Source organism: Bradyrhizobium sp. Bra64, assembly GCF_024519875.1.
Lineage (GTDB): Bacteria > Pseudomonadota > Alphaproteobacteria > Rhizobiales > Xanthobacteraceae > Bradyrhizobium > Bradyrhizobium japonicum_G.
Genome location: NZ_JALJRD010000003.1, coordinates 313,955 through 335,140 on the forward strand (window position 1 = coordinate 313,955; position 21,186 = coordinate 335,140).

The window sequence follows — 21,186 nt, forward strand, 5'->3', positions numbered from 1 at the left end:
TGGATATCGGCCAGACGGCGCATTAATTCCCGGTAAAATTGTTGCCGATCATGGAAAAGGTCGCCGTTGCGTGCACCGCAAGTGCCCCCTTACCGTCGCGGACGAAGCCCTCGGTGTAACTGGTCTGGCGTCCCAGCTTGATCACGTTGCCTTCGGCGGAGATCAGCCCGGACCGGACCGAGAGCGGGCGCAGGAAGGTCATTTTCAGGTCGAGGGTGACGGACCCCTGCCCGGACTCCAGCCTGGTCGAGATCGCACAACCCATGGCGGTATCGACGAGCGCGGCGGCTGTGGCCCCGTGCAGGAGGCCGATGGTGTTCTCGAGATCCTCGCGCGGCTCCAGTTCCATGACGATTCGGCCCGGCTCGACCACGGCCATGACGAAGCCGATCAGCTTCGCAAAGGGTGGCGGCGGCAGCCGGCCGTCGCGGATGCCCAGCATCGCGTGCATGCCCGACAGGCCCATCGCCACTTTCGCAACAGGCGCAGGCACCTGCCAGTCCACCACCCGCTCACGCCGGCCCGCAGGCGAAAACAGGTCGAGTTGATCGTTAGGGGTCATGGCGGCCTCTTTGTATGATTGACGTCATACTATGCTGCGGACTTCGCACTGGCAACTCCCGTCTCGTCCGCTTGACAAGCCGGGCGTTTCGGCCCGGAAGTGATCCCGACGGGTGCGCCTCGCGCTGGTCCACGAAACTTTCGAGATGCCACGATGGAAATGCTCAACAACCACTGCGGCGTGACGCGCGATGCGCGCGGCGTCATTCATGTCGCGATCTGCAACGCCGGTTCGCTGAACATTTTGGGCTCGCCCGTCACCGATGCGCTTCGCGAAGGCTTGCAGCAGCTCTCTTCCGATCGCAGCATCCGGGTTGTGGTGCTGCGCGGCCAGAGCGAGAAGAGCATGATCGGCGGCGCCGACATCAAGGAGATGGCTAGGCTCGACCAGAAGTCCGCCGAGACCTTCATCAGCCGCCTGCGCGACCTCTGCGAGGCCGTGCGCGCCTTCCCGGCCCCCATGATCGCACGCATGCCCGGCTGGTGCCTCGGCGGCGGGCTCGAGGTCGCGGCCGCCTGCGACTTCCGGATCGCGGCGCATGATGCGCATTTCGGCATGCCGGAGGTGCGCGTCGGTATTCCCTCTGTGATCCACGCCGCGCTGCTGCCGCGCCTGATCGGCTGGGCCCGCGCGCGCTGGCTGGTGATGACGGCGGAAAACATCGACGCGCCGACGGCGCTGGCCTGGGGACTGGTCGACAAGGTCGCGCCGGAGGGCGGGCTCGATGCCGAGGTCGAGCACCTCGTAAATGCGTTGCTCGAATGCGGCCCCGAGGCGCTACGCTCGCAGAAGGCACTGCTGCGGCAGTGGGAGGAACTGCCGCTGACCGAGTCGGTGAACCTCAGCGTCAAGGTGTTCGGCGAGTCGTTCCTGACGGACGAGCCGACGCGGCTGATGCAGGCATTTGTGAACCGGAAGCGGTAGGGCCGCCTCCTCCGTTCGAACGAGCAATTCTCATCCGAACCACGACAATTTCTCATGCCGGGCGCAGTTGCATTTTTTGCGTCGCATCATATGATGATCATAATCCAACATCATCGCAGGGAATTTCGTCATGGCCGAAGCTGCCGATCCCGTCGTCATCGTCTCCGCCGCCCGCACCCCGCTCGGCCGCTTCATGGGCGAATTGTCGCCGCTGGCCGCCCACAAGCTCGGATCGCATGTGATCGGCGCCGCGCTCGAACGCGCCAGGCTTTCGCCGGAAAAAGTCGACGAGGTCTTCATGGGCTGCGTTCTTCCCGCCGGTCAGGGTCAGGCCCCGGCGCGCCAGGCTGCCCGCGCGGCCGGCCTGCCCGACGCCACCGGCGCGACCACCGTCAACAAGGTCTGCGGCTCCGGCATGAAGGCGACCATGCTGGCGCACGACATCATCCGCGCCGGCTCGGCGGAGATCGTCGTCTCCGGCGGCATGGAGAGCATGAGCAACGCACCATATCTCCTTGCGAAGGCGCGTGGCGGCTATCGCGCCGGCCACGACCGCATCATCGACCACATGATGATGGACGGGCTGGAGGACGCCTACGAGACCGGCCGCTCTATGGGCGATTTCGGCGAGGCCACTGCAGAGGCCTATCAGTTTACCCGCAAGGACCAGGACGCCTACGCGATGGAGACGCTGAGCCGCGCGCGCAAGGCGGTCGAGGGCGGTGCGTTCAAGGCGGAGATCGCGCCGATCACGCTGAGCGAGAAAGCAGGTCCTCGCATCATCGCCAATGACGAGCATCCACTGAAGGTCGATCCTGCAAAGATCCCCGGGCTGAAGCCGGCGTTCCGCGCCAATGGCACCATCACGCCAGCGGCTTCTTCTGCCAATGCCGACGGCGCCGCCGCGCTGGTGCTGGCGAAACGCTCGCTTGCGGATCGCAGCGGCCTGCCGGCTCTGGCCGAGATCAAGGGCCATGCCACCCACAGCCAGGAGCCGCAATGGTTCACCACGGCGCCGATCCCGGCGATCCGCAAGCTGCTCGACAAGATCGGCTGGAGTGCCGGTGACGTCGATCTGTTCGAGATCAACGAAGCCTTCGCCGTAGTGGCGATGGCGGCACAACGCGACCTCGGCATCCCCCGCGACAAGCTCAACGTCAACGGCGGCGCCTGCGCGCTCGGCCACCCCATCGGCGCCACCGGCGCGCGGCTGATCGTGACGCTGCTGCACGCGCTCGAGGCGCAAAACCTCAAGCGCGGCGTCGCGGCGCTCTGCATCGGCGGCGGCGAAGCCACCGCGATCGCGGTAGAGCGTTTGCCGCACTGACGTAAAGTCTGAAAATGAGGGAACTCTGTCATTTCCGACAGACGACTCCCGTGCCATTCTGCAACCTCACGCGGGTGTTTCGAAGCCCGCCAATCAACGTTGAGGCCCGATGATCTCGAACTGGCTCGCGGCAGCACTCGGCCGCCGCAATATCCACTACGGCTGGGTGATGGTCGGCGTCACCTTCCTCACCGCGCTGATCAGCGCTGGCACGGTCGGCGCGCCCGGCGTGTTCATCGTTCCGCTCCAGCAGGAGTTCGGCTGGAGCACGGCGGAGATCTCCTCCGCGCTGTCGATCCGATTCATCCTGTTCGGACTGATGGCGCCGTTCGCCGCAGCGCTCTTGAACCGCTACGGCCTGCGCAACGTGACGCTCACCGCGCAGCTCATCGTGGTCTCGGCGCTGGTGCTCTCGCTCGGCATGACCCAGGTCTGGCAGCTCGTCGCGCTGTGGGGCGTGGTGATCGGCATCGGCACCGGCATGACCGCGCTGGTGCTTGGCGCGACCATCGCGACGCGATGGTTCGCGGCGCGGCGCGGCTTGGTCGTCGGCATCATGACCGCGAGCGTCGCGACCGGCCAGCTGGTGTTCCTGCCGCTGCTCGCAAGCCTGACCGAACGTTTCGGCTGGCGGCTTGCGCTCGGCTTCGTCTGCATCGCGCTTGGCGTTTCCGCCCTCGCGGTCCTGCTCGCGATGCGCGATAGGCCGAGCGACGTCGGCCTGCGCCCGTTCGGCGACGAGGGCACCGCACCCCTGCCCGCGCCGCCGGCCAGCCACGGCTCGATCACGGGCGTGGCGCTCGGCACGCTGCGCGACGCCTCGAAGTCGAGCGCGTTCTGGGTTCTGTTCGCGACGTTCTTCGTCTGCGGTGCGTCCACCAACGGTCTCGTGCAGGTGCATCTGATCCCGATGTGTCTGGATTTCGGCATCCCGCAGGTGCAGGCCGCGGGCCTGCTGGCGGCGATGGGCATCTTCGACTTCTTCGGCACCATCATGTCGGGCTGGCTGTCGGACCGCTACGACAACCGCTACCTCTTGTTCTGGTATTACGGCCTGCGCGGGCTCTCGCTGATCTTCCTGCCGTTCAGCGACTTCTCGTTCTACGGCCTGTCGATCTTCGCGATGTTCTACGGGCTCGACTGGATCGCCACCGTGCCGCCCACGGTACGGCTCACCGCGCAGAAGTTCGGGCCCGAGCGTGCCAATCTGGTGTTCGGCTGGATCTTTGCCGGCCACCAGCTTGGCGCCGGCACCGCCGCCTTCGGCGCCGGTTTCTCGCGGACGGTCTATCAGAGCTACCTGCCCGCGTTCTTCATCGCCGGCGCGCTCTGCGTCTTCGCCTCGCTGATCGTGCTGACGCTGTCGCGACAGCCAAAGCCCGAGCCGAAGCCGGCAATGGCCTGAGCGACCACACCCACCGGGCCGGCGCGCCGGCTCGGTCCGCCGGACAAATGGAAATATCTCTGCGAAGCCCAGCCAATGCATCATCTTCTGGCGCGCATGCGCCGTCCGGTCGGCAGATCCTCTGGCGCCAACCTAGATGCGTTATGGCTTCGTCGAGGTGTACCTGCGCAACCGCTCGGCACACCAAACCGCAAAAATTGCAGCGAAAGACAGACAGAAAAATATGACCGTCCAAAGCATCGCGTTTGACGCGTTTGTCATGACGTCTCTCCCGGGTTTCCAACGAGACAGTCGCAGACAATTGGACGGGTGGTATTGTGTTAGATCAATTTGATCCAGGTACTCCTCGGCAGCGAACTCGTCCTCCGCCGGCAAAGCTGCCGATGGTCCCACGAGGCCCGGCGGCTATGCTCGGTTCGATCACGACGCACCCGAGCGTTTGGTTTCCGCGGCAATTCGAAAGTTCGAGCTGGCGGTGCCGAGTGCCGCGGCGAGTTCGTCGATGTGGTAGGGCTTCGGCAGGATCTGGACGCCGGCCATTTCGGCGTCGCGAACCGCGGCCTCGGCGTATCCGCTGGTCAGCAGGACCGGGATGTCGCTTCGCCTTCTCTTGATCTCCCGCGCAAGCTCGACGCCGTTCATGCCGCCCGGCATCATGACGTCGGAAAACACGAGATCGACGGAGCGGCCGTCCGCCAGAGCACCGAGAGCCGCCGCGGCGCTGGCCGCGCGCGTGACGTCGTAGCCGAGCTGCTCAAGCATCTCGCTGACCAGCGCGGCGACCTCGTCGTCGTCCTCGACGAGGAGAATCTGGCCATGATTGGCCTTCTTGGGCCGGGCCCTGTTCAGGTCGATGAGATGGCGTTCACCGGAAGGAATATTGTTGGATCGCGGCAGATAGAGCTCGATGCTAGTGCCCTCGTCGACCGTCGATTTTATGCGAACCATCCCGCGCGACTGCGTCGCAAATCCATGGACCTGGGCAAGCCCCAGGCCCGAACCCTTGCCGACATCCTTGGTCGTGAAGAACGGTTCGAAGACCCGGGCCAGGGTTTCGGGGCTCATGCCAACGCCGGTATCGACCACCGACAGACGAACGTAATCGCCCGCGATCTCACCCTCGTTCAGGCCGGCCAGGTTCTCGCCGCAAACAAGGATCGTGCCGCCGTTAGGCATCGCATCGCGGGCGTTGACCGCCAGGTTGAGGACGACCAGCTCGAGCTCTCCCGGATCGACCTCCACCGGCCAAAGGCCATCCGGAAAATCGAACTCGACGTGAACGTCGCCGCGCAGGCTGCGGTCGAGCAATTCGCGCATTCCGCCGATCTGCGCCGCGATGTCGACGGCCTCGGGCCGGAGCTTCTGCCGCCGCGAGAAAGCCAGAAGCTGCCTGGTGAGGCCGGCACCACGCTGCGCCGCCTGAACCATGCCTTCCAACAGTCGACGCCTCCGGTCAGGATCGGTCTGCCGGTCCAGCATATCCAGGCCGCCGGAGATCACCATCAGCAGATTGTTGAAGTCGTGAGCCACTCCGCCGGTCAACTGTCCAATGGCTTCGATCTTCTGGGCCTGACGAAGGGTCTCCTCGACGCGGGCGCGCTCTTCCATTTCGGTCCGCAGATGCTTGTTGGCCTCCTCGAGCGCGCCGGTGCGCTCGACCACGAGCTTCTCGAGCTGCTGAGCCGTCCGCTCGCGCGCCTGCAGCAAGGTTCGAATCTCATATTGCCGCCGGCGCGCCCGCATAGCGGACTGAACCGCGCTGGTCAGCGTGATCGGCTGAACCGGGCGCTCGAGCAGCGAGACGTTGCGGAGCGTCTCCACGATGCTGCGGCGCCAGGCCACCACCGCCGGCTGCTCGCGATGGCTGGTGAGGATGACGAACGGCAGGTCGGACCAGGGCGGCTGCCTCTCGATCCACTGTGCCAGCGGCTGGGTATCCTTCCCGAACAAGCCCTCCTCGGCCAGAAAGACCGCGCCCACGCCGGCGGACATCTCGCCGACCAGTTCAGGCAGGCTTCGACAATTGATCGCTTCAAGTGCCGAATTGCGGAACAGCTCGACCGATGCCGGTCCATCGCGGCCGATAGGAGCAAACACGAGGACGCAATGATCGCGGTTAGCGCTCATTCCGCCGGCCCTTCCGGTATCTCCGTGCCCGTGTATCGCGGATTGCCGGAGAAGATGCCGCTGAACCCTCTCAGCGGAGGACCGAGCGTGATGCCGGCGCCGCCGAGACGAAACTCGCGGATGGAATTTTCATGATTTCCGCTGCGCTTCTTCACGACCGAGAGGGCACGCCGCACCGTTCCGCTGACCTCGAAATAGCGCAGCATGAGCACGGCATCGCTCAAATAGCTGATATCGAGAGCCGTCTCCATCGGACCGACCAGCCCGTGCTGAGCGAGGATCAGGATCGTCAGCACGCCTTGTTGTGCAAGATAGCTCAGGAGCTCGTGCATCTGCAGGATGAGAAACCGCTCGTCCGGCATCGCGTTCAGATAGCCGTTCAGACTATCGATGATGACAATTCTGGCGTTGTCCCTTTCGACGCTCTTGCGCACGTTGGCGGCGAACTCCCCGGGGGAGAGCTCGGCGGGATCGATCTGTTGAAATCGGATGAGCCCCGACTGCAGATAGCCTTCAAGAGGGAGCCCAAGCGTTCGAGCCCGTGCTTCCACGGTCCCGCGACCTTCATCGAAGGCAAAGAACACGGCATGCTCACCGCGGTTTGCCGCCGCGATCGCATAGGTCAGCGCGAGAGACGATTTGCCGACACCGGCGGCGCCCAAGAGAAGCGCGCTGGTGCCGCGCTCGAGCCCTCCTCCCAGGAGCTGGTCGAGCTGCGCATTCCCGCTGGGCGTGAATTCGCCGACAAACGAGGCGTGATGTTCCGCCGCCACCAGACGCGGGAATATCCGCACGCCGCCCGCTTCGATCGTGAAATCGTGGAAGCCGCCGCGAAACCGGATGCCGCGCATCTTGATCACGCGAAGGCGCCGGCGCTCCGCGCCATAGTCGATGGCGAGCTGTTCGAGCATCACGACGCCATGGGCGATCGAATGGAGTTGCAAATCGTCCTGGGAGGACGAGAGGTCGTCGAGGAGGATGACCGTGCAATTGCGGTTGGTGAAAAAGTGCTTCAAGGCCAGAACCTGGCGCCGGTACCGGAGCGGGTTCTGCGCGAGGAGGCGCAGCTCGGACAGGCTGTCCAGCACCACGCGCGTGGGATTGATCCGCTCGACCTCCTTGAAGATCAGGCCGGTGGTTTCGCTCAGCTCCATTTCGGCGGGATGGAACACGGTGAGCTCGCGATCCGGATCGAGTGTCGTTTCCGGCGGCACCAGCTCGAAGATGTCGACGCCTTGCAGCGACCAGCCGTGGCGCCGCGCCACCAGCATCAGCTCACGCTTGGTTTCCGACAGGGAGACATAGAGCACGCGTTCACCACAACGGGCGCCCTCGAGGAGGAATTGAAGCGCCATGGTGGTCTTGCCCGAGCCGGGCCGACCCTCGTAGAGGTACATGCGATTGGGATCGAGCCCGCCATAGAGGATATTGTCGAGGCCGTCGCTGCCGGTCGAGATCCTGGGCAGATCACCGGCGTCGCTGGCCTGGGCCCCGCTCGATGGATCGATCATTGAACCCCCTGTTCCATCTCTACAAGGCGCGCTCCGGCCCGTCGCTGGTCGCGCAGGCTGACGACCCGTTTCAAGCCGAAAGGCGAGATTTGGAAAAGAACGCCGAAGGCGGGTTCCGGGTTCCGTGTCACGGCGCATGCCCGGATTGTCATCTATGGACAGTTCCGGCTCTCGCCCACCGAGGGATTTGCGTGTCGAGACGGCGGCCCGCTACGGCGAAAGAAAACCGCTGCAGCCTACGGCATCATTGCCGCCGCGATCTTCTCCGCCGACATCAGGACCGGGAAGTTGGTGTTGGCGCAGGGCACCACCGGGAAGATCGAGGCGTCGACGACGCGCAGGCCCTGCACGCCCTTGACCCGGCCCTCCGGATCGACCACCGCCATCGGATCGTCGGCGCGGCCCATGCGGCATGAACAAGAGGCGTGCCACACGCCGATGGTCGCCTTGCGCACGAAGGCTTCCAGCGCCTCGTCGTCGTTGATGACGTCGTCGAAGGTGAAGCCTTCGACCACGAATTTGTCGATCATGTAGTGGCGCAGCGCCGCCGGCCCGTCCATCAGCGCCGCGGCGATTTTCGTCAGCATCCTGTTCCTGGTGTTAACCACGCCGATCTTGCGCACGCGATCGGTGTAGGACGCCGGAAACGGCTTGTCCGTCACCGCCCTCACGGCGTCGCTCATCTGCACGGCCGCCATCTTGCGGAAACCGCTCATCAGGCGATCGAGGTCGCGCCGGTCGGACAACAGGTTGAACTCGACGATCGGCTCGGCTTCCGGATCGCGCGAGGCAAGCTTGACCTGTCCGGTCTCGGAATAGGTCTTGTTGACGAACGTCAGCAGCGATCCGATCTGGGCGCCAACGGCGTGCCAGGCCGACTTGCTGAGCACGACGACGAACATGTCGCCCTTCGGCACGCCTGCGAGCCCGGACGAATAACGCAGGCCAAGCTGCATGTGGCGCCTGGTGTGCTCGTTCATGCGCGCGCCGCGGCGGACAAAGGACGACAGCGAGATCGACGGATGATCCATCAGGCGCTGGCCGACGCCTTGCAGGCTCATCAGCACGGGAATCCCGAGATCCTTGAGATGACCGACCGGGCCGATGCCGGCGCGGAGCAGATGCGCCGGCGAATGGATGGCGCCGCTGGAGAGGATGATCTCGCGGGCGCGGAATTCCTGCGCGCGGCCGTCGACCACGGCCTTCACGCCGACGCACCGCGTGCCCTCGAACAGCAACTCCCTGACTTGCGTATTGGTCGAGATCGTCAGGTTGGTGCGCTTGCGCGTGTCGCGATCGAGATAGCCCATCGCGGCCGAGACGCGTTGCTCGGCCTGGTTGGAGTGCGTCACCGGGAAATAGCCGTCGACGAACTCGCCGTTCTGGTCGGCTACGAATCGATGGCCGGCCTGCTGGAAGGCCTCGGCGAATGCCTGCGAGTGCCGCGTCCAGTGCTCCCTGGGGATCCGGCGGACCGGAATCCGGCCATCCTTGCCGTGGTACGGTCCGTCGAAATCGAGGTCGCGCTCGACCTTCTTGAAGAAGGGCAGCACGTCGTTCCAGCGCCACCCCGCGGCGCCCCGCGCGTCCCATTCGTCGTAGTCGGTCGGCGCGCCGCGGTTGGCCATCTGGCCGTTGATCGACGAGCCGCCGCCAAGCACCCGCGCCTGCTCGTATTTGCGCAAAGGCGGGCGCCCCTCGTTCGGATTGTTGTGGCTGACGATCTGGGTCGTGACCTTGAGCTCGGTCCAGTGGAAGCGCGGATCGAAATAAGCCGTGCCCGGATAGCTGTCCCTGATCTCGGCCGGCTCGTTGCCGGGCGGCGTGTCCTGTCCGGCCTCGCACAACAGGACCTTGTTGGCGCTCCTGGCGGAGAGCCGGTGGGCCAGCACGGACCCCGCCGAGCCGCCGCCCACGATAATGAAGTCGTACACGATTGGCGTTTCCCTCTTGTTCTTGTCCAGAGAGGGTAGCGCGATATTCTTCCGGGGTCACGCCGCCGCGTCGCCTTCGCGGCTTGCGTTGATCGCGCCGTCTGGAGCGCTAGCAGGTCTTCTGCTGCAGATGCTGAACGCACGTGCATGTCGTCGTCGCCGGATATTTCACGTCGTAGTATGGGAAGGTCGACGTCGTCGGGCTGTTCGTCGAGCAGCGCGGGAACAGGTAGTAGCTGTCGGTCAGCTTCACCGTGCCGCTGATGGTGTAGCCGAGGTTGGGCGTATAGTCGTAGGACACCTCGCTCAGGATGAGCGAGATGTTGGCGTTGTTGGGATTGCTCGGATTGGTCGCGGTGAACTGGGACAGGGTCATCTGCTGACCCACGGTTCTCGCCCCCGACGAGCTGGTCGACTTGCTCCATTGGACCGTCGCGTTGCCGTTGCTGTCGGTCGAGACTTCGGAGACCGTGATCGTCATGATGGAGGCGCCGCTGCTGTTCTTGACGGCATAGGGCGCCATGATGGCGCTCGCAGCCCCGAGGATGCTGTCCATCTGGGTCGAGGTGACCTGCGTGTTCTGCGTGATCATGTCGGCGACACTATGCGCGGTCGCGCTGACCTTGACGTTCATCGCCAGCCCGTTTCCGAGCTCGACGCCGCCGACATAGAGCAGCAGCATGAAGGGCGCGACGATGGCGAATTCCGTCGCCGCAACGGCGCGAACATCGGTGCACAGGTGCCGGGCGCGAGACGACAGGGCGGCAATCATTAGGTAGCTCCTGGCTCGTTCTGGAACGCGGCCGACGACATGATCAGCCGGTTGCCGTTCGAAAGATTCGAGAGGTTGAAGCCGAGTGGCCCGAGGAACACCGGCCATTGGTACATCACCCGGAGCACGACGATATCGCCGGCATCGCCTGGATCGTACTGCCAGGCGTTCTTGACCGCACCCGTGGCATCGAAGGTCAAGCTCGGCATGCCTGTATTGGCGGAAGACCACGTATTTGCCACCTGCAGATCGACCATCAGGTCGCTGCAGTTGAACAGGATCACGATCTGATCGCAGACCTTTTGCTTGAACACATCCTTTGTCAGCTGCGCCGACTGAACCTGTCCCGTCATGACGAGACGCGCCGATTGCTGCACCACGGTTTCGAGCAATTGCTGGGCAAAGAACACGAGAAAGGTCTGAATGAGCGCGATGACGAGGGCGAGGAACGGCGCGGCAACGAGCGCGAATTCGACGGCCGTGGCCCCCTTGCTGTCGGCAGCGAAAGCGGCGCAGCGATTGCGACGTGTCTTCGTTGTCGTGGCGTCCCGTACGGTCATGGTACGCTCTCTATTGCACGAGGCTGGCGGTGCTTGACGCAACCTTGAGGAAGAGGTTCGTCAGCGCCGCGGAAATGTCGCCGCCGGTCTGCACGCTCGCATACAGCCCCGGCGATGCGCATGACTGCAGCCGCTGTGCGATCATGCCCGTGGACGAGGATGGATTGTTGAACTGCGCGATGCGGCTGTTGTACCAGCTGTCGGTCGTCAGTTGCAGATACTCGGTGTAGAGGACCGCGATGCGAATGCCGCGATTCTTGATCGTCGTGCAGACCGTCGTGTCGAGCGCCTGCTGGCAGCGCACGGTCGAGCTGCTGCCCGTCGGGAGCGGATAGGTGGCGGCTGCGTCACAGGTCCCGGGCTTCGGCATCAGCTTGTCTTCGACGCCGTCGGTGACGAGGAAGACCACCTCCTGCGGCGTATCGCCCGACTGGTTGGTGCCGGTGCCCGGCGCAGGCATCACGTTGTTGACGCCCGTGAGTCCGCCCGAGATATCCGTGCCGTAGTCGGTGGAGTAGACGCAGGCGCCCTTGCTGTCGACAATGATGCAGTTCTGGTGATCGACCGTCATCAGCTGAATGTTGGCGATCTTCGTGCCGGCGGTGGTCGGGGTGGTCAGCGTCTGGATCGTGTTCAGGCCGTAGTCGAAGGTGTAGATGGCGGCCTTGTAGGTCGTGTTGTTGAGCGCCGACATGCACTGCATCACGCCGCCCGACACACCCGACTGCGGGCACGTCCAGGGGCCGACCAGCAATTGCGTGACGGCATTGCTCACAAGATCGATGCGCAGCGTGATGTTGTTGGCGCGGGCGATCGTGAGGTTGTCCTTCGTCGAGGAGGACGCACCGCTGTCCTTCTGGGGGTTCGTCTCGTGGCAGGCGAACGCGCAGTTCTTCGAGCCGCCAGGCTGGTTCTTCGTGGCGGTGATCATGTTGTTGATATCGGTCTGGGTCGCGGCGATCGCCATCGACGGCGAGTCGTCCAGCAGCAGATAGAAGTTCATGTTGGGCGCGCTGGAGGCCTTCGCCGTCGCGGAGCCGTTGACCTGCCAGGTCTGCTTGCCGAGAACGCCCGGGAAATTGTTGATGGACTGGGCTGTGTAGGCAACCGTGATGGTCCGCGCGAGCCCAGAATCGGTGACGGTGACCGTCGGTGTCGGGGTCGCGGACAGCCCGGGAAGATTCGCCTTCGCCGCGAAGACGGCTTCCGCCGTCGCCTTGACGACGGCGTTGTCGGTCTGCGTCAGCATCGCCGGCCTCACGGCCGCGATCGCGGCCGCATCAGCCGCCGCGTTCAATTGCTCCCGCTTGCGCAGCGCCTGCGTGTAGTCGAGCGCCATGCCGAGAAGAAAGATGGTGGGGATCATCACCAGCGCGAAGATGATGGCGACGTTGGCCTTCCGGTCTCTCACGAAACGAAGCATTGCGCGGCGGAGCATGAGTTTCATCCTGGCTGCCGTCGCTACGGCAGCGGCCCTTCCCCTGAAATCAACGAAAAGACTGCCGGGTTTCGATCCCGGCAATCGTTGTCATGGGCGGAATATGCGGAGGGCTGTCTTAATCAAGACTTACGAGCCATCCGCAACATGGGCTGCAACAGGTTGGATGTATCATATTGAGAAGGCATCATTAACGTGGGTTAAACGCGATCGCAGAGTCGGGGCGGTATACGGCAACGGGGCCGGCCGGCCCATTGCCGCCCCAGGGACAAGCGATGCCGGCCCGGCCGCGCGCCGCCTCCCGGGCAGGTCGCAAGCGGCGGACTCCCGCCCCACCCATGGCAAATCGGCCTTTCGGACCGATTCGGGACTTTCGGATGCCCGCCTCCGTGGCGCGCTACGGCCTGATCGTCATGTTCTCCGGCGGTCCGGCCTTGCGCAGCGGCTCGGCCAGCCTTGCAAACTCGCACAGCAACGATCTCGTCTTCCTGGGATCGATGATCTCCTCGACCCAGAATTTCTCGGCCGAGCGGAACGGCGAGCGGAGCTTGTTGAGACGCTCCTCGATCTCCTTGAGCTTGGCCGCCTTGTCCTCGGCCGCGTCGATGTCGGCGCGGTAGGCGGCTTCGATTCCGCCTTCGAGCGGGAGCGAGCCCCAATAGGCCGACGGCCAGGCATAGCGGATCGAGAACCGGTCGGCCGGCTGATGCACAACGCCGGCGACGCCGAACGCGTTGCGCAGGATCACGGTGCACCAGGGCACGGTGGTTTGGTTGACCGCCGCCATGGCGCGGACGCCGTGGCGGATGGTCGCCGCCTTCTCGGCATCGAGGCCGATCATGAAGCCGGGGCAGTCCATGAGATAGACGATCGGCAGATGGAAGGTTTCCGCGAAGTCGACCCAGCGCACCACCTTCTGACAGGCATCCGCCGTCCAGGAGCCGCCATAGTGAAAGCTGTCGCTCGCAAGGAGCAGCACCGCCCTGCCCTCGAGTCGCGCCAGCCCGACGATGACAGGCTTGCCGAAATTCTTTGCGACCTCGAAGAACGAGCCCTTGTCGACGACGGACTCGATGATCGGGCGCATCTTGTAGACCTGCTTGCGGTTTCGCGGCACCGCATTCATCAGGGCTTCCTCGGTGCGCTCCGGATTATCGGTGCAGGGCAAGGTCGGCGGCAGCTCATGAACCGATGACGGCAGATAAGACAGAAAGCGCCGCGTGCAGGCGAAAGCCTCTTCCTCCGTGTCGACGGCATGATCGACCGCGCCGGCGCGGGTCTGGATGTCCGCGCCGCCGAGCTCCTCCTTCGAGAGGTCCTGCCCCAGCGCCTTCACCACCGGCGGCCCGGCGACGAACATCGCTGACTTCCGGGTCATGATGGAATAGTGGCTGGCGGCCAGCCGCGCCGCACCCAAGCCCGCAACCGAGCCAAGGCCGAGCGCGACCACCGGCACACGCGACAGATTTTCGGTCGTGAAGCGATACCAGCGGGTGCCGCCGATGCCGCCAGGCAAATTCGCGGCCCCCTTGGTCTCGATGGTCTTGACCGAGCCGCCGCCGCCGGAGCCTTCGATGATGCGGACGATTGGCAGACGGAAGTCGTGCGCCATCTCCTCCGCCATCAGGGGCTTTGCGGAAATGGACGCATCGGCCGAACCGCCGCGCACGGTAAAGTCGTCGCCGACGACGACCACTGTGCGGCCGTCGATGCGCCCGCGGCCGAACACGCAGTTCGCCGGCGTCAGCTTCTTCAGCTCGCCGCCGGAATCATATTCACCGATGCCGGAGACGGCACCGATCTCGTGAAAGCTGCCCTTGTCGATCAGTCCGTCGATGCGCTCCCGAACAGTCAGCCGGCCCTGGTCATGCTGACGCTTGACCTTGTCAACGCCGCCCATCTCCCGCGCGAAGGCTTCGCGCCGGGCGAGCTCGTCGAGTTCCGGCTTCCAGTTCATCCACTCCCTCCGAATTGATCGGCTTGTTATTGTTGTGCACGGCCATCGCGACCGGTTTGCGCGAGATACGAGCGTTGAAGACGTCGCCTTCCGCGCCTTCGAGCAGGCTGCCGAGCGAGCGGCCGAGCGCGACCATCAGCGGCGCGACTTCGGCATGCAGACGCTGCTCGTCATACATCGCGGACAGAAGACCGATCGTGATCACCACGAAGGTCTGGTACTGCGGCGACCAGATCGGCACCGCGAGGCCGTTGATGTGCGGGCTCCACAGGCCGCAGGCCGTGACGTAACCGCGCTCGCGCAGCGACTGCCGGTTGGCCTCGATGCGGGGCCGCAGGATTTTTACAGCCTCGGGAGCTTCCCGCTCCATGTCCGCGATGAATGCATCACCGAGCTCGGGCGCCAGCGCCGCGGTGTAGGCCGCGCCCGCAGCGGTCGAGGCCATCGAGATGCGACTGCCGGTGCCCTCGTGCAGGCCGAGCGCAGAGGCCGAGCGCGCGAACTGGAGATAGACCAGATGGAAGCGATCGGGCACGACGAAGCCGACGGTGCCCGGCAGTTGCTCGGCCACTTCCTGCAGGCGCTGGCGGATCATGCTGCGCAGTTGCGCGCCCTTCATCATCGAGGCGCTCATCGCGACCGCGCTCGGGCCGATGCGATATTTCTGGTCGCGCGGCAGATAGACGAGTTGGCCCATCCGCGTCAGCGTGTGCGTGAGCCGCGACACCGTCGAGCGCGGCAGTCCACAGCGATTTGATATCTCGAGATTGCCGAGCCTGGCCTCGTGGCCCTCGAAGCATCGCAACACGTCGAACGCGCGCGACACCACCTGGATGACATCACCCTCACCGGCGTCGCCAGCGAGTGCTCCTTGCCTACTCAACCGCTCTGAACGTCGTCCCATGTTCCCTACCGCTTGTTCCGCTGTGCGGAATTAAATTCCACTTGCAGACGACGCTACCTCAGGCATTTTGCGGCGACAACAAAAAGGCGATGGCATGCCAGAAATTAAGATCGTCACGGAGATCGCCGGACGCGTCTGCGCAACTCCCGTGCAAGTTGGAGGAACCGTTGCGGATGGCGACGACGTTGTGGTGGTCGAGGCGATGAAGATGGAGATACCGGTGCCCTCGCCCGCGAGCGGCACGATCACATCGTTGCTGGTGAAGCTCGACGACGTCGTGGCCGAAGGACAGGCGATCGCGATCGTCGCGAACTGACTGCTTATCTCGAGGCTTCCGCGACAATCTGTCAGCCTCGTTCCTCCGCGCGCGGTACAGCGTTGCCATCGCCTGATCGCGGTGACATGATCTGTTTCAAACAAAAATATGTTTCAAACAAAGAACGAAATCTTCGTGGCGAAAGCGAAGACGATGGGAGGGAAATATGTCTCGTGGGCTGATGTTGCTCGCGCCTGCCTTGGTTGCGGGCGTTTCTTTTGCGTCTACACGCTATGCAATGGCCGATGACATCAAGCTGCCGGCGACATTGACGTTCACCGCCTATGACACCGGCACCGCCGGATTCAACATCGCGGTCGGCGTCGGCAAGATGATGAAGGACAAATACTCGACCGACGTGCGCGTGCTGCCGGCCGGCAACGACGTCGCGCGCCTCGCACCGCTGCGCGCCAAGCGCGCGGCCTCCGCGGCAATGGGGTCGGGCAGCTATTTCGCACAGGAAGGCGTGTTCGAATTCGGCTCCAGGGAATGGGGTCCGCAGCCGCTCCAGATCCTGCTCTCGTCGGTCGACTGCAATTGCGGCACGCTCGGCGTTGCCGCCGATACCGGCGTGAAGGACTTGAAGGACCTCAAGGGCAAGCGCGTCGGCTTTGTCGTCGGCTCGCCGGCGCTGAACCAGAACTCGCTCGCGGTGCTCGCCTTCGCAGGGCTGACGCAGAAGGACGTCAAGATCGTCGAGTTCGCAAGCTACGGCGCGATGTGGAAGGGCCTGATCAACAACGACACCGACACCGCCTTTGGCACCACCATCACGGGCCCGGCCAAGGAAGCCGAAACCTCGCCGCGCGGCCTGGTCTGGCCGCCGCTGCCGGCCAAGGATAAGGAAGGCTGGGCGCGGATGCAGAAGGTCGGCTCGTTCTTCTTCCCGCAACTTGCAACCTGCGGCGCGGGTATCACGCCGGACAAGCCGATCGAACTCGGCAACTACCCCTACCCTATCTTCGTCGCCTACGCCTCGCAGCCGGCCGACCAGGTCTATGCGATCACCAAGGCGATGATCGTGAACTACGATTCCTACAAGGATTCCGCGCCCGGCGCCGGTGGGCTTGCCGCCGACCGGCAGACCAAGAACTGGGTGGTGCCGGTGCATCCCGGGGCGGTGAAGGCGCTGAAGGAAGCCGGGCAATGGAGCGAGGCGCAGGACGCCTACAACAACAAGCTGATCAAACGCCAGGAGGTGCTCGGCGCGGCATGGGCCGATTACGGCAAGACCAGCCCGCCTGCGGATGACAAGGCCTTTCTCGACGGCTGGATGAAGGCGCGCGCCGCTGCGCTCGCCAAGGCCGACATGCCGAACGGCTTCGACGAATAATCGTCAGCGGTCAATTGCCCACGCGGGGTCGATCATGTCGTCTGCTTCCGTCTCCACCGCCCCGCAGGACGTGGCCAAGCGGGTCGTGTTCGACGATCCGCACGGCGCCGCCGCCAACATGCAGGAAGCCGAGGTCACGCGCGTCCGCAGCTTGCGCGGTGCCTGGCGCTGGACGCTCGTCATCGCGACCGCGGCGACGATTCTTCTTTGCATCAATCAGCAATTCTCGCTGCGCTTCTTCGTCGGCTACACCCAGCTCAACACGGAGTACTTTTATCTCCTGATCGCCCTGATGCTGCCCTTCACATTCGTGATCTTCCCGGGCACCGAGCGCGCGCCGCTCGACCGCATTCCCTGGTACGACCTCGTCTTCTTCCTTGTGACTTTTGCCGCCGCGCTGCTGCTGATGTCGAACGTGCGCAAGGCGGCGGAGGCCGGCTGGGAATTCGGCGGCGCGCCGAATACCGTGATCGCCGCGGGTCTCGTGATGTGGGTGATGCTGATGGAGGCGCTGCGCCGCACCGGCGGCTGGAGCCTGCTGCTGAGTGTCTTCCCCTTCACGGTCTATCCGCTGTTCGCGGAGTCCGGCTGGCTCGGGCCGTTCCGCGGCACGCAATCGACGCTGGAACAGGCGACCGCCTATCACGTTCTGTCGGGCGAGAGCCTGCTCGGCATTCCCATCCAGGCCTTCGCCGACACCGTGATCGGCTTCCTGGTGTTCGGCACCGCGCTGATGATGACGGGTGCCGGAAAATTCTTCATCAATCTCGCCTTCGCGCTGTGCGGCACCTTTCGCGGCGGCGCGGCCAAGGTCTGCATCTTCGCCAGCGGCCTGCTCGGCATGATGTCGGGCTCGATCATCTCCAACGTGCTAACGGCCGGCACCATGACCATTCCTGTCATGAAGAAGAGCGGGTTCCGCGCCTCCTATGCCGGCGCGATCGAGGCCTGCGCCTCGACAGGCGCGGTGCTGGCGCCGCCGGTGATGGGGGCGACCGCCTTCGTCATCGCGCAGTTCCTCAATGTCAGCTACGCCGACGTCGCGCTCGCCGCGGTTATTCCGGCCGCGCTCTATTACATCGGCCTGTTCATGCAGGTCGATTCCTACGCCGCGCGGCACGGGCTGAAGGGCATTCCGCGCGCCGAGCTGCCGCGTGTCTTGGATACGATCAAGGACGGCTGGTACTACGTCTTCGTCATCGCGCTGCTGATCGTCATGCTGCTCTACTTCAAGCGCGAGAGCCACGCGCCGTTCTATGCCACCGCGCTGCTGCTGGTTCTCAACCAGCTCTTTTCCAGGGACACGCGCTGGACGATGGCGACCATCGGCAAATTCCTCGAGGTCAACGGCCGCACCTTCGTCGAACTGGTCGGAATTCTCGCCGGCTGCGGCCTTTTGATCGGGGCGTTCTCGATGACCGGCGTGGTGTCGAGCCTTGCCAACGATCTGCTGCACATCGCCGGCGACAATCCGTTCCTGCTGCTCGGCATGTGCGCCCTCACCAGCCTCATTCTCGGCCTCGGGCTGACGACGACGGCCTGCTACATCTTCCTCGCCATCCTGGTGGCGCCCGCGCTGGAGAAGCTCGGGCTGAACAGGATGGCCGTGCACATGTTCATCTTCTACTGGGGCATGCTGTCGTCGATCACCCCGCCGGTCGCGATCGCGTCCTTTGCGGCGGCCGGCATCGCCGGCTCGCCGGCGATGAAGACGGGCTGGGAATCGATGTGGGTCGGCAGCATCATCTACTTCATCCCGTTCTTCTTCGTGCTCAATCCGGCGCTGGTGCTGCAGGGACCCAGCCCCTATCTCGCCGCTCTCGGCCTGATGGGGCTGGCGGCGTTCGGCACCCTCTTCATCTGCGGCGGCATCCAGGGCTATCAGCCCTTCGTCGGCGACCTGCGCGGCGCCGGCGCACTGGAATGGCCGATCCGCGTGCTGCTGGTGATCGGCGGCTTTGTGGTGGCGACCCCGGGCGGCGGCATCATGCCGCTGTCGCAGATGCAGGTGACGCTGCTCGGCCTCGCCATCCTCGGCCCCACCGTGTTGCTCGCCCTGCTGCTGGTCCGTCGGCAGACCATGGTGCCGAACGGGTTGCGCGTGCCCTGATTGCGTTGCACAAAGAGAGGCGATGGAACCGCTTTCGCCGCTCGCCTCCGCCTGGACCCGCTCGAAGCCGCCCTTGCTGCGGTTTCTGGACAATTGTCTCAACGAATTCTCGGCCGAGACCGCAGGCAGCGTGGCCGACTACATTCCCGAACTCAGCAAAGCCGATCCTGCCTATTTTGGCATCAGCCTCGCGACGCTGGACGGGCATGTCTATGAAGTCGGCGACAGCCGGGTGCCCTTCACCATCCAGTCGATGTCGAAACCGTTCGTGTTCGCGCTGGCGCTGGATCTGCTCGGCGCAAACAGGGTCGAGAGTGCGATCGGCGTCGAGCCCTCGGGCGATCCCTTCAACTCGATCCGCCTCAACTCGGAGAATCATCCGTTCAACCCGATGGTCAATGCCGGCGCGATCGCCTGCACCGGGCTGATCTACGACAGCAAGGGCCCTGACGCGTTCGAGCAGATCCGCCTCGCGCTCAGCCGCTTTGCGGGCCGCGATCTCGCCGTGGACGAGGCGGTCTATGCCTCGGAGAGCCAGACCGGCGACCGCAACCGGGCCATCGGCTATCTCCTGAAGACGAATGCGGTGATCTCGGACAACGTCGCAGCCGTGCTCGACGTCTATTTCCGGCAATGCGCGGTGCTGGTCACCGCGCGCGACATCGCGGTGATGGCGGCAACGCTCGCCAATCGCGGCGTCAATCCCGTCACGGGCGAACAGGTGCTGAGCGCCTACGCGATCTCGCGCACGCTGTCGGTGATGACGTCGTCGGGCATGTACGACTATGCCGGCGAATGGATCTACCGGATCGGCATTCCCGCCAAGAGCGGAGTCGGCGGCGGCATTCTGGCCGCGCTGCCTGCCCGCCTCGGGCTCGGCAGCTATTCGCCGAGGCTCGACAAGCACGGCAACAGCGTGCGCGGCATCAAGGTGTGCGAAGCCTTGTCCTCGCACTACGACCTGCACATGCTCAACCGCAGCGACGATGCGCGCAACGCCGTCATCGCCGACTACGACATCGGCAAGAGCCCGTCGCGCCGTGTCCGCCGGCCTCAGGAGCGCGACATTCTCGCGGCGCATGAGCAGGAGGTAAGGATCATCGAGCTGGTCGGCACGCTGTCGCTGTCGGCGGTCGACTACGTCTCGCGCCGGCTTGCGGGCCGGCCGCGGCCGCAATTCGTGATCTTCGATCTGCACCGCGTCACCTCCACGACCCGGGCCGGCGCACGGCTCGTGGCCGAGGCGTTCGCGGAACTCGCCGCGCTCAATGTCACGGTGGTGCTGTCAGGCGTCAGGCGCGCCTCGAAAGAATGGAATACGTTGCGGGAATGGACCGCGGAGCTGAAGAATGTCCGCGACTTCTATCTGCTCGACGCCGCGATCGAATGGGCCGAAGACCAGATCGTCTACCGCTATGGCGGCTCGATCGATTTTCACGAGACCACCGAGCTTGCCGAGCAGCCGCTGCTCGAAGAACTCAGCGCGGAAGAGCTGACCGACCTCGCCTCGATCTGCACGATCCGCACCTATCAGTCCGGTGCAAAGATCCTCACCACGGGCGATCCCGCCGATGCCCTGTTCTTCCTGCGCAGCGGCGCGGTGCATGTCACGCTGCCCGACGGCGTGCGGCTGGCGACGCTCACCGCCGGCATGGCCTTCGGCGAAATGGCCCTGATCGAGACCACCCGCTCCGCCGACGTGTTCGCGGACATGGCGGCGACCGCGTTCGAAGCACCCCTTAAGGACTTCGAGCGCTTCCGCGAGCAGCACCCGCGGGCCTCGGAGCGCATCATGCGCAATTTGGCGCAGCTCCTCGCCGATCGCCTGATTGTCGCCAACGCCAAGGTGGACATTCTGACGTCGGCTTGAGCGCGCGCCTCGTCCTTCGAGACGACCGCTTCGCGGTCTCCTCAGGATGAGGCTAAGCGGCATCAGCACTCGTTGAAACCACCGCCGCGCGCTCGGTCCTCATCCTGAGGGCCTGCCTGCGGCGGGCGTCTCGAAG

16 protein-coding genes are annotated in these 21,186 nt (G+C 64.6%); 7 read left to right on the forward strand and 9 right to left on the reverse strand.

The window, feature by feature from the left end:
* Window positions 1-22 precede the first annotated feature (22 nt).
* Window positions 23-562 carry a PaaI family thioesterase gene (locus NR187_RS13870; protein WP_256806772.1) on the reverse strand — a complete coding sequence of 180 codons (540 nt, stop codon included), beginning with the start codon at window positions 560-562 and terminating at the stop codon, window positions 23-25.
* A 153-nt stretch (window positions 563-715) separates the two neighbouring features.
* Here NR187_RS13870 and NR187_RS13875 point away from each other — a divergent pair, with 153 nt between their 5' ends.
* The 3 genes from NR187_RS13875 (at window position 716) to NR187_RS13885 (ending at window position 4,218) form a co-directional block, all read left to right on the forward strand.
* Window positions 716-1,486, forward strand: a complete 771-nt coding sequence (locus NR187_RS13875) for an enoyl-CoA hydratase (RefSeq protein ID WP_211383458.1) — start codon at window positions 716-718, stop codon at window positions 1,484-1,486.
* 130 nt (window positions 1,487-1,616) lie between these two features.
* Complete coding sequence (locus tag NR187_RS13880; RefSeq protein WP_211383457.1) at window positions 1,617-2,813, forward strand: acetyl-CoA C-acyltransferase; 1,197 nt, start codon at window positions 1,617-1,619, stop codon at window positions 2,811-2,813.
* 109 nt (window positions 2,814-2,922) lie between these two features.
* A complete protein-coding gene (locus tag NR187_RS13885) occupies window positions 2,923-4,218 on the forward strand; it encodes an MFS transporter (protein ID WP_256806773.1) in 1,296 nt (431 codons plus the stop codon).
* Between the two features lie 420 nt (window positions 4,219-4,638).
* Here NR187_RS13885 and NR187_RS13890 read toward each other — a convergent pair whose 3' ends face one another.
* The 8 genes from NR187_RS13890 to NR187_RS13925 all read right to left on the reverse strand — a co-directional run bounded on the left by NR187_RS13890 (window position 4,639) and on the right by NR187_RS13925 (window position 15,421).
* Window positions 4,639-6,345 carry a response regulator gene (locus NR187_RS13890; protein ID WP_256806774.1) on the reverse strand — a complete coding sequence of 569 codons (1,707 nt, stop codon included), beginning with the start codon at window positions 6,343-6,345 and terminating at the stop codon, window positions 4,639-4,641.
* Complete coding sequence (locus NR187_RS13895) at window positions 6,342-7,856, reverse strand: ATPase domain-containing protein (RefSeq protein ID WP_211383454.1); 1,515 nt, start codon at window positions 7,854-7,856, stop codon at window positions 6,342-6,344. The genes NR187_RS13890 and NR187_RS13895 overlap by 4 nt, the downstream gene beginning before the upstream one ends.
* Before the next feature lie 236 nt (window positions 7,857-8,092).
* Entirely contained in the window at window positions 8,093-9,790 is a 1,698-nt protein-coding gene (locus NR187_RS13900) for a GMC oxidoreductase (RefSeq protein WP_211383453.1), read from the reverse strand.
* Between the two features lie 109 nt (window positions 9,791-9,899).
* A complete protein-coding gene (locus tag NR187_RS13905) occupies window positions 9,900-10,562 on the reverse strand; it encodes a TadE/TadG family type IV pilus assembly protein (RefSeq protein WP_211383452.1) in 663 nt (220 codons plus the stop codon).
* Window positions 10,562-11,122 (reverse strand): TadE/TadG family type IV pilus assembly protein, encoded by a 561-nt coding sequence (locus NR187_RS13910; protein ID WP_211383451.1) that lies wholly within the window; start codon window positions 11,120-11,122, stop codon window positions 10,562-10,564. Before NR187_RS13910 ends, NR187_RS13905 begins: the two co-directional genes overlap by 1 nt.
* Window positions 11,123-11,132: 10 nt before the next feature.
* Window positions 11,133-12,560 carry a TadE/TadG family type IV pilus assembly protein gene (locus NR187_RS13915; RefSeq protein WP_211383450.1) on the reverse strand — a complete coding sequence of 476 codons (1,428 nt, stop codon included), beginning with the start codon at window positions 12,558-12,560 and terminating at the stop codon, window positions 11,133-11,135.
* Window positions 12,561-12,957: 397 nt separating this feature from the next.
* The gene (locus tag NR187_RS13920) at window positions 12,958-14,517 is read right to left on the reverse strand and encodes an acyl-CoA carboxylase subunit beta (protein ID WP_211383449.1); all 1,560 of its coding nucleotides are present in this window, start codon (window positions 14,515-14,517) and stop codon (window positions 12,958-12,960) included.
* Window positions 14,447-15,421 (reverse strand): IclR family transcriptional regulator, encoded by a 975-nt coding sequence (locus NR187_RS13925; protein WP_211383448.1) that lies wholly within the window; start codon window positions 15,419-15,421, stop codon window positions 14,447-14,449. The genes NR187_RS13920 and NR187_RS13925 overlap by 71 nt, the downstream gene beginning before the upstream one ends.
* Window positions 15,422-15,515: 94 nt before the next feature.
* Between NR187_RS13925 and NR187_RS13930 the strand changes: the two genes are divergently transcribed.
* The 4 genes from NR187_RS13930 (at window position 15,516) to glsA (ending at window position 21,050) form a co-directional block, all read left to right on the forward strand.
* Window positions 15,516-15,737: an acetyl-CoA carboxylase biotin carboxyl carrier protein subunit gene (locus NR187_RS13930; RefSeq protein WP_028181345.1), complete on the forward strand. Its 222-nt coding sequence runs from the start codon at window positions 15,516-15,518 to the stop codon at window positions 15,735-15,737.
* A 166-nt stretch (window positions 15,738-15,903) separates the two neighbouring features.
* Window positions 15,904-17,070, forward strand: a complete 1,167-nt coding sequence (locus NR187_RS13935; RefSeq protein ID WP_211383447.1) for a TAXI family TRAP transporter solute-binding subunit — start codon at window positions 15,904-15,906, stop codon at window positions 17,068-17,070.
* 34 nt (window positions 17,071-17,104) lie between these two features.
* Window positions 17,105-19,180 (forward strand): TRAP transporter permease, encoded by a 2,076-nt coding sequence (locus NR187_RS13940; RefSeq protein ID WP_211383446.1) that lies wholly within the window; start codon window positions 17,105-17,107, stop codon window positions 19,178-19,180.
* A 22-nt stretch (window positions 19,181-19,202) separates the two neighbouring features.
* Window positions 19,203-21,050 (forward strand): glutaminase A, encoded by a 1,848-nt coding sequence (gene glsA / locus NR187_RS13945; RefSeq protein WP_256806775.1) that lies wholly within the window; start codon window positions 19,203-19,205, stop codon window positions 21,048-21,050.
* Window positions 21,051-21,186: the final 136 nt, after the last annotated feature.

Coding starts and splice junctions, on each gene's coding strand:
- NR187_RS13870 (WP_256806772.1), bottom strand. CDS start 562: ATGACCCCTAACGATCAACTCGACCTGTTTTCGCCTGCGGGCCGGCGT.
- NR187_RS13940 (WP_211383446.1), top strand. CDS start 17,105: ATGTCGTCTGCTTCCGTCTCCACCGCCCCGCAGGACGTGGCCAAGCGG.
- NR187_RS13920 (WP_211383449.1), bottom strand. CDS start 14,517: ATGAACTGGAAGCCGGAACTCGACGAGCTCGCCCGGCGCGAAGCCTTC.
- NR187_RS13895 (WP_211383454.1), bottom strand. CDS start 7,856: ATGATCGATCCATCGAGCGGGGCCCAGGCCAGCGACGCCGGTGATCTG.
- glsA (WP_256806775.1), top strand. CDS start 19,203: ATGGAACCGCTTTCGCCGCTCGCCTCCGCCTGGACCCGCTCGAAGCCG.
- NR187_RS13875 (WP_211383458.1), top strand. CDS start 716: ATGGAAATGCTCAACAACCACTGCGGCGTGACGCGCGATGCGCGCGGC.
- NR187_RS13925 (WP_211383448.1), bottom strand. CDS start 15,421: ATGGGACGACGTTCAGAGCGGTTGAGTAGGCAAGGAGCACTCGCTGGC.
- NR187_RS13915 (WP_211383450.1), bottom strand. CDS start 12,560: ATGCTCCGCCGCGCAATGCTTCGTTTCGTGAGAGACCGGAAGGCCAAC.
- NR187_RS13905 (WP_211383452.1), bottom strand. CDS start 10,562: ATGATTGCCGCCCTGTCGTCTCGCGCCCGGCACCTGTGCACCGATGTT.
- NR187_RS13880 (WP_211383457.1), top strand. CDS start 1,617: ATGGCCGAAGCTGCCGATCCCGTCGTCATCGTCTCCGCCGCCCGCACC.
- NR187_RS13885 (WP_256806773.1), top strand. CDS start 2,923: ATGATCTCGAACTGGCTCGCGGCAGCACTCGGCCGCCGCAATATCCAC.
- NR187_RS13935 (WP_211383447.1), top strand. CDS start 15,904: ATGTCTCGTGGGCTGATGTTGCTCGCGCCTGCCTTGGTTGCGGGCGTT.
- NR187_RS13930 (WP_028181345.1), top strand. CDS start 15,516: ATGCCAGAAATTAAGATCGTCACGGAGATCGCCGGACGCGTCTGCGCA.
- NR187_RS13910 (WP_211383451.1), bottom strand. CDS start 11,122: ATGACCGTACGGGACGCCACGACAACGAAGACACGTCGCAATCGCTGC.
- NR187_RS13890 (WP_256806774.1), bottom strand. CDS start 6,345: ATGAGCGCTAACCGCGATCATTGCGTCCTCGTGTTTGCTCCTATCGGC.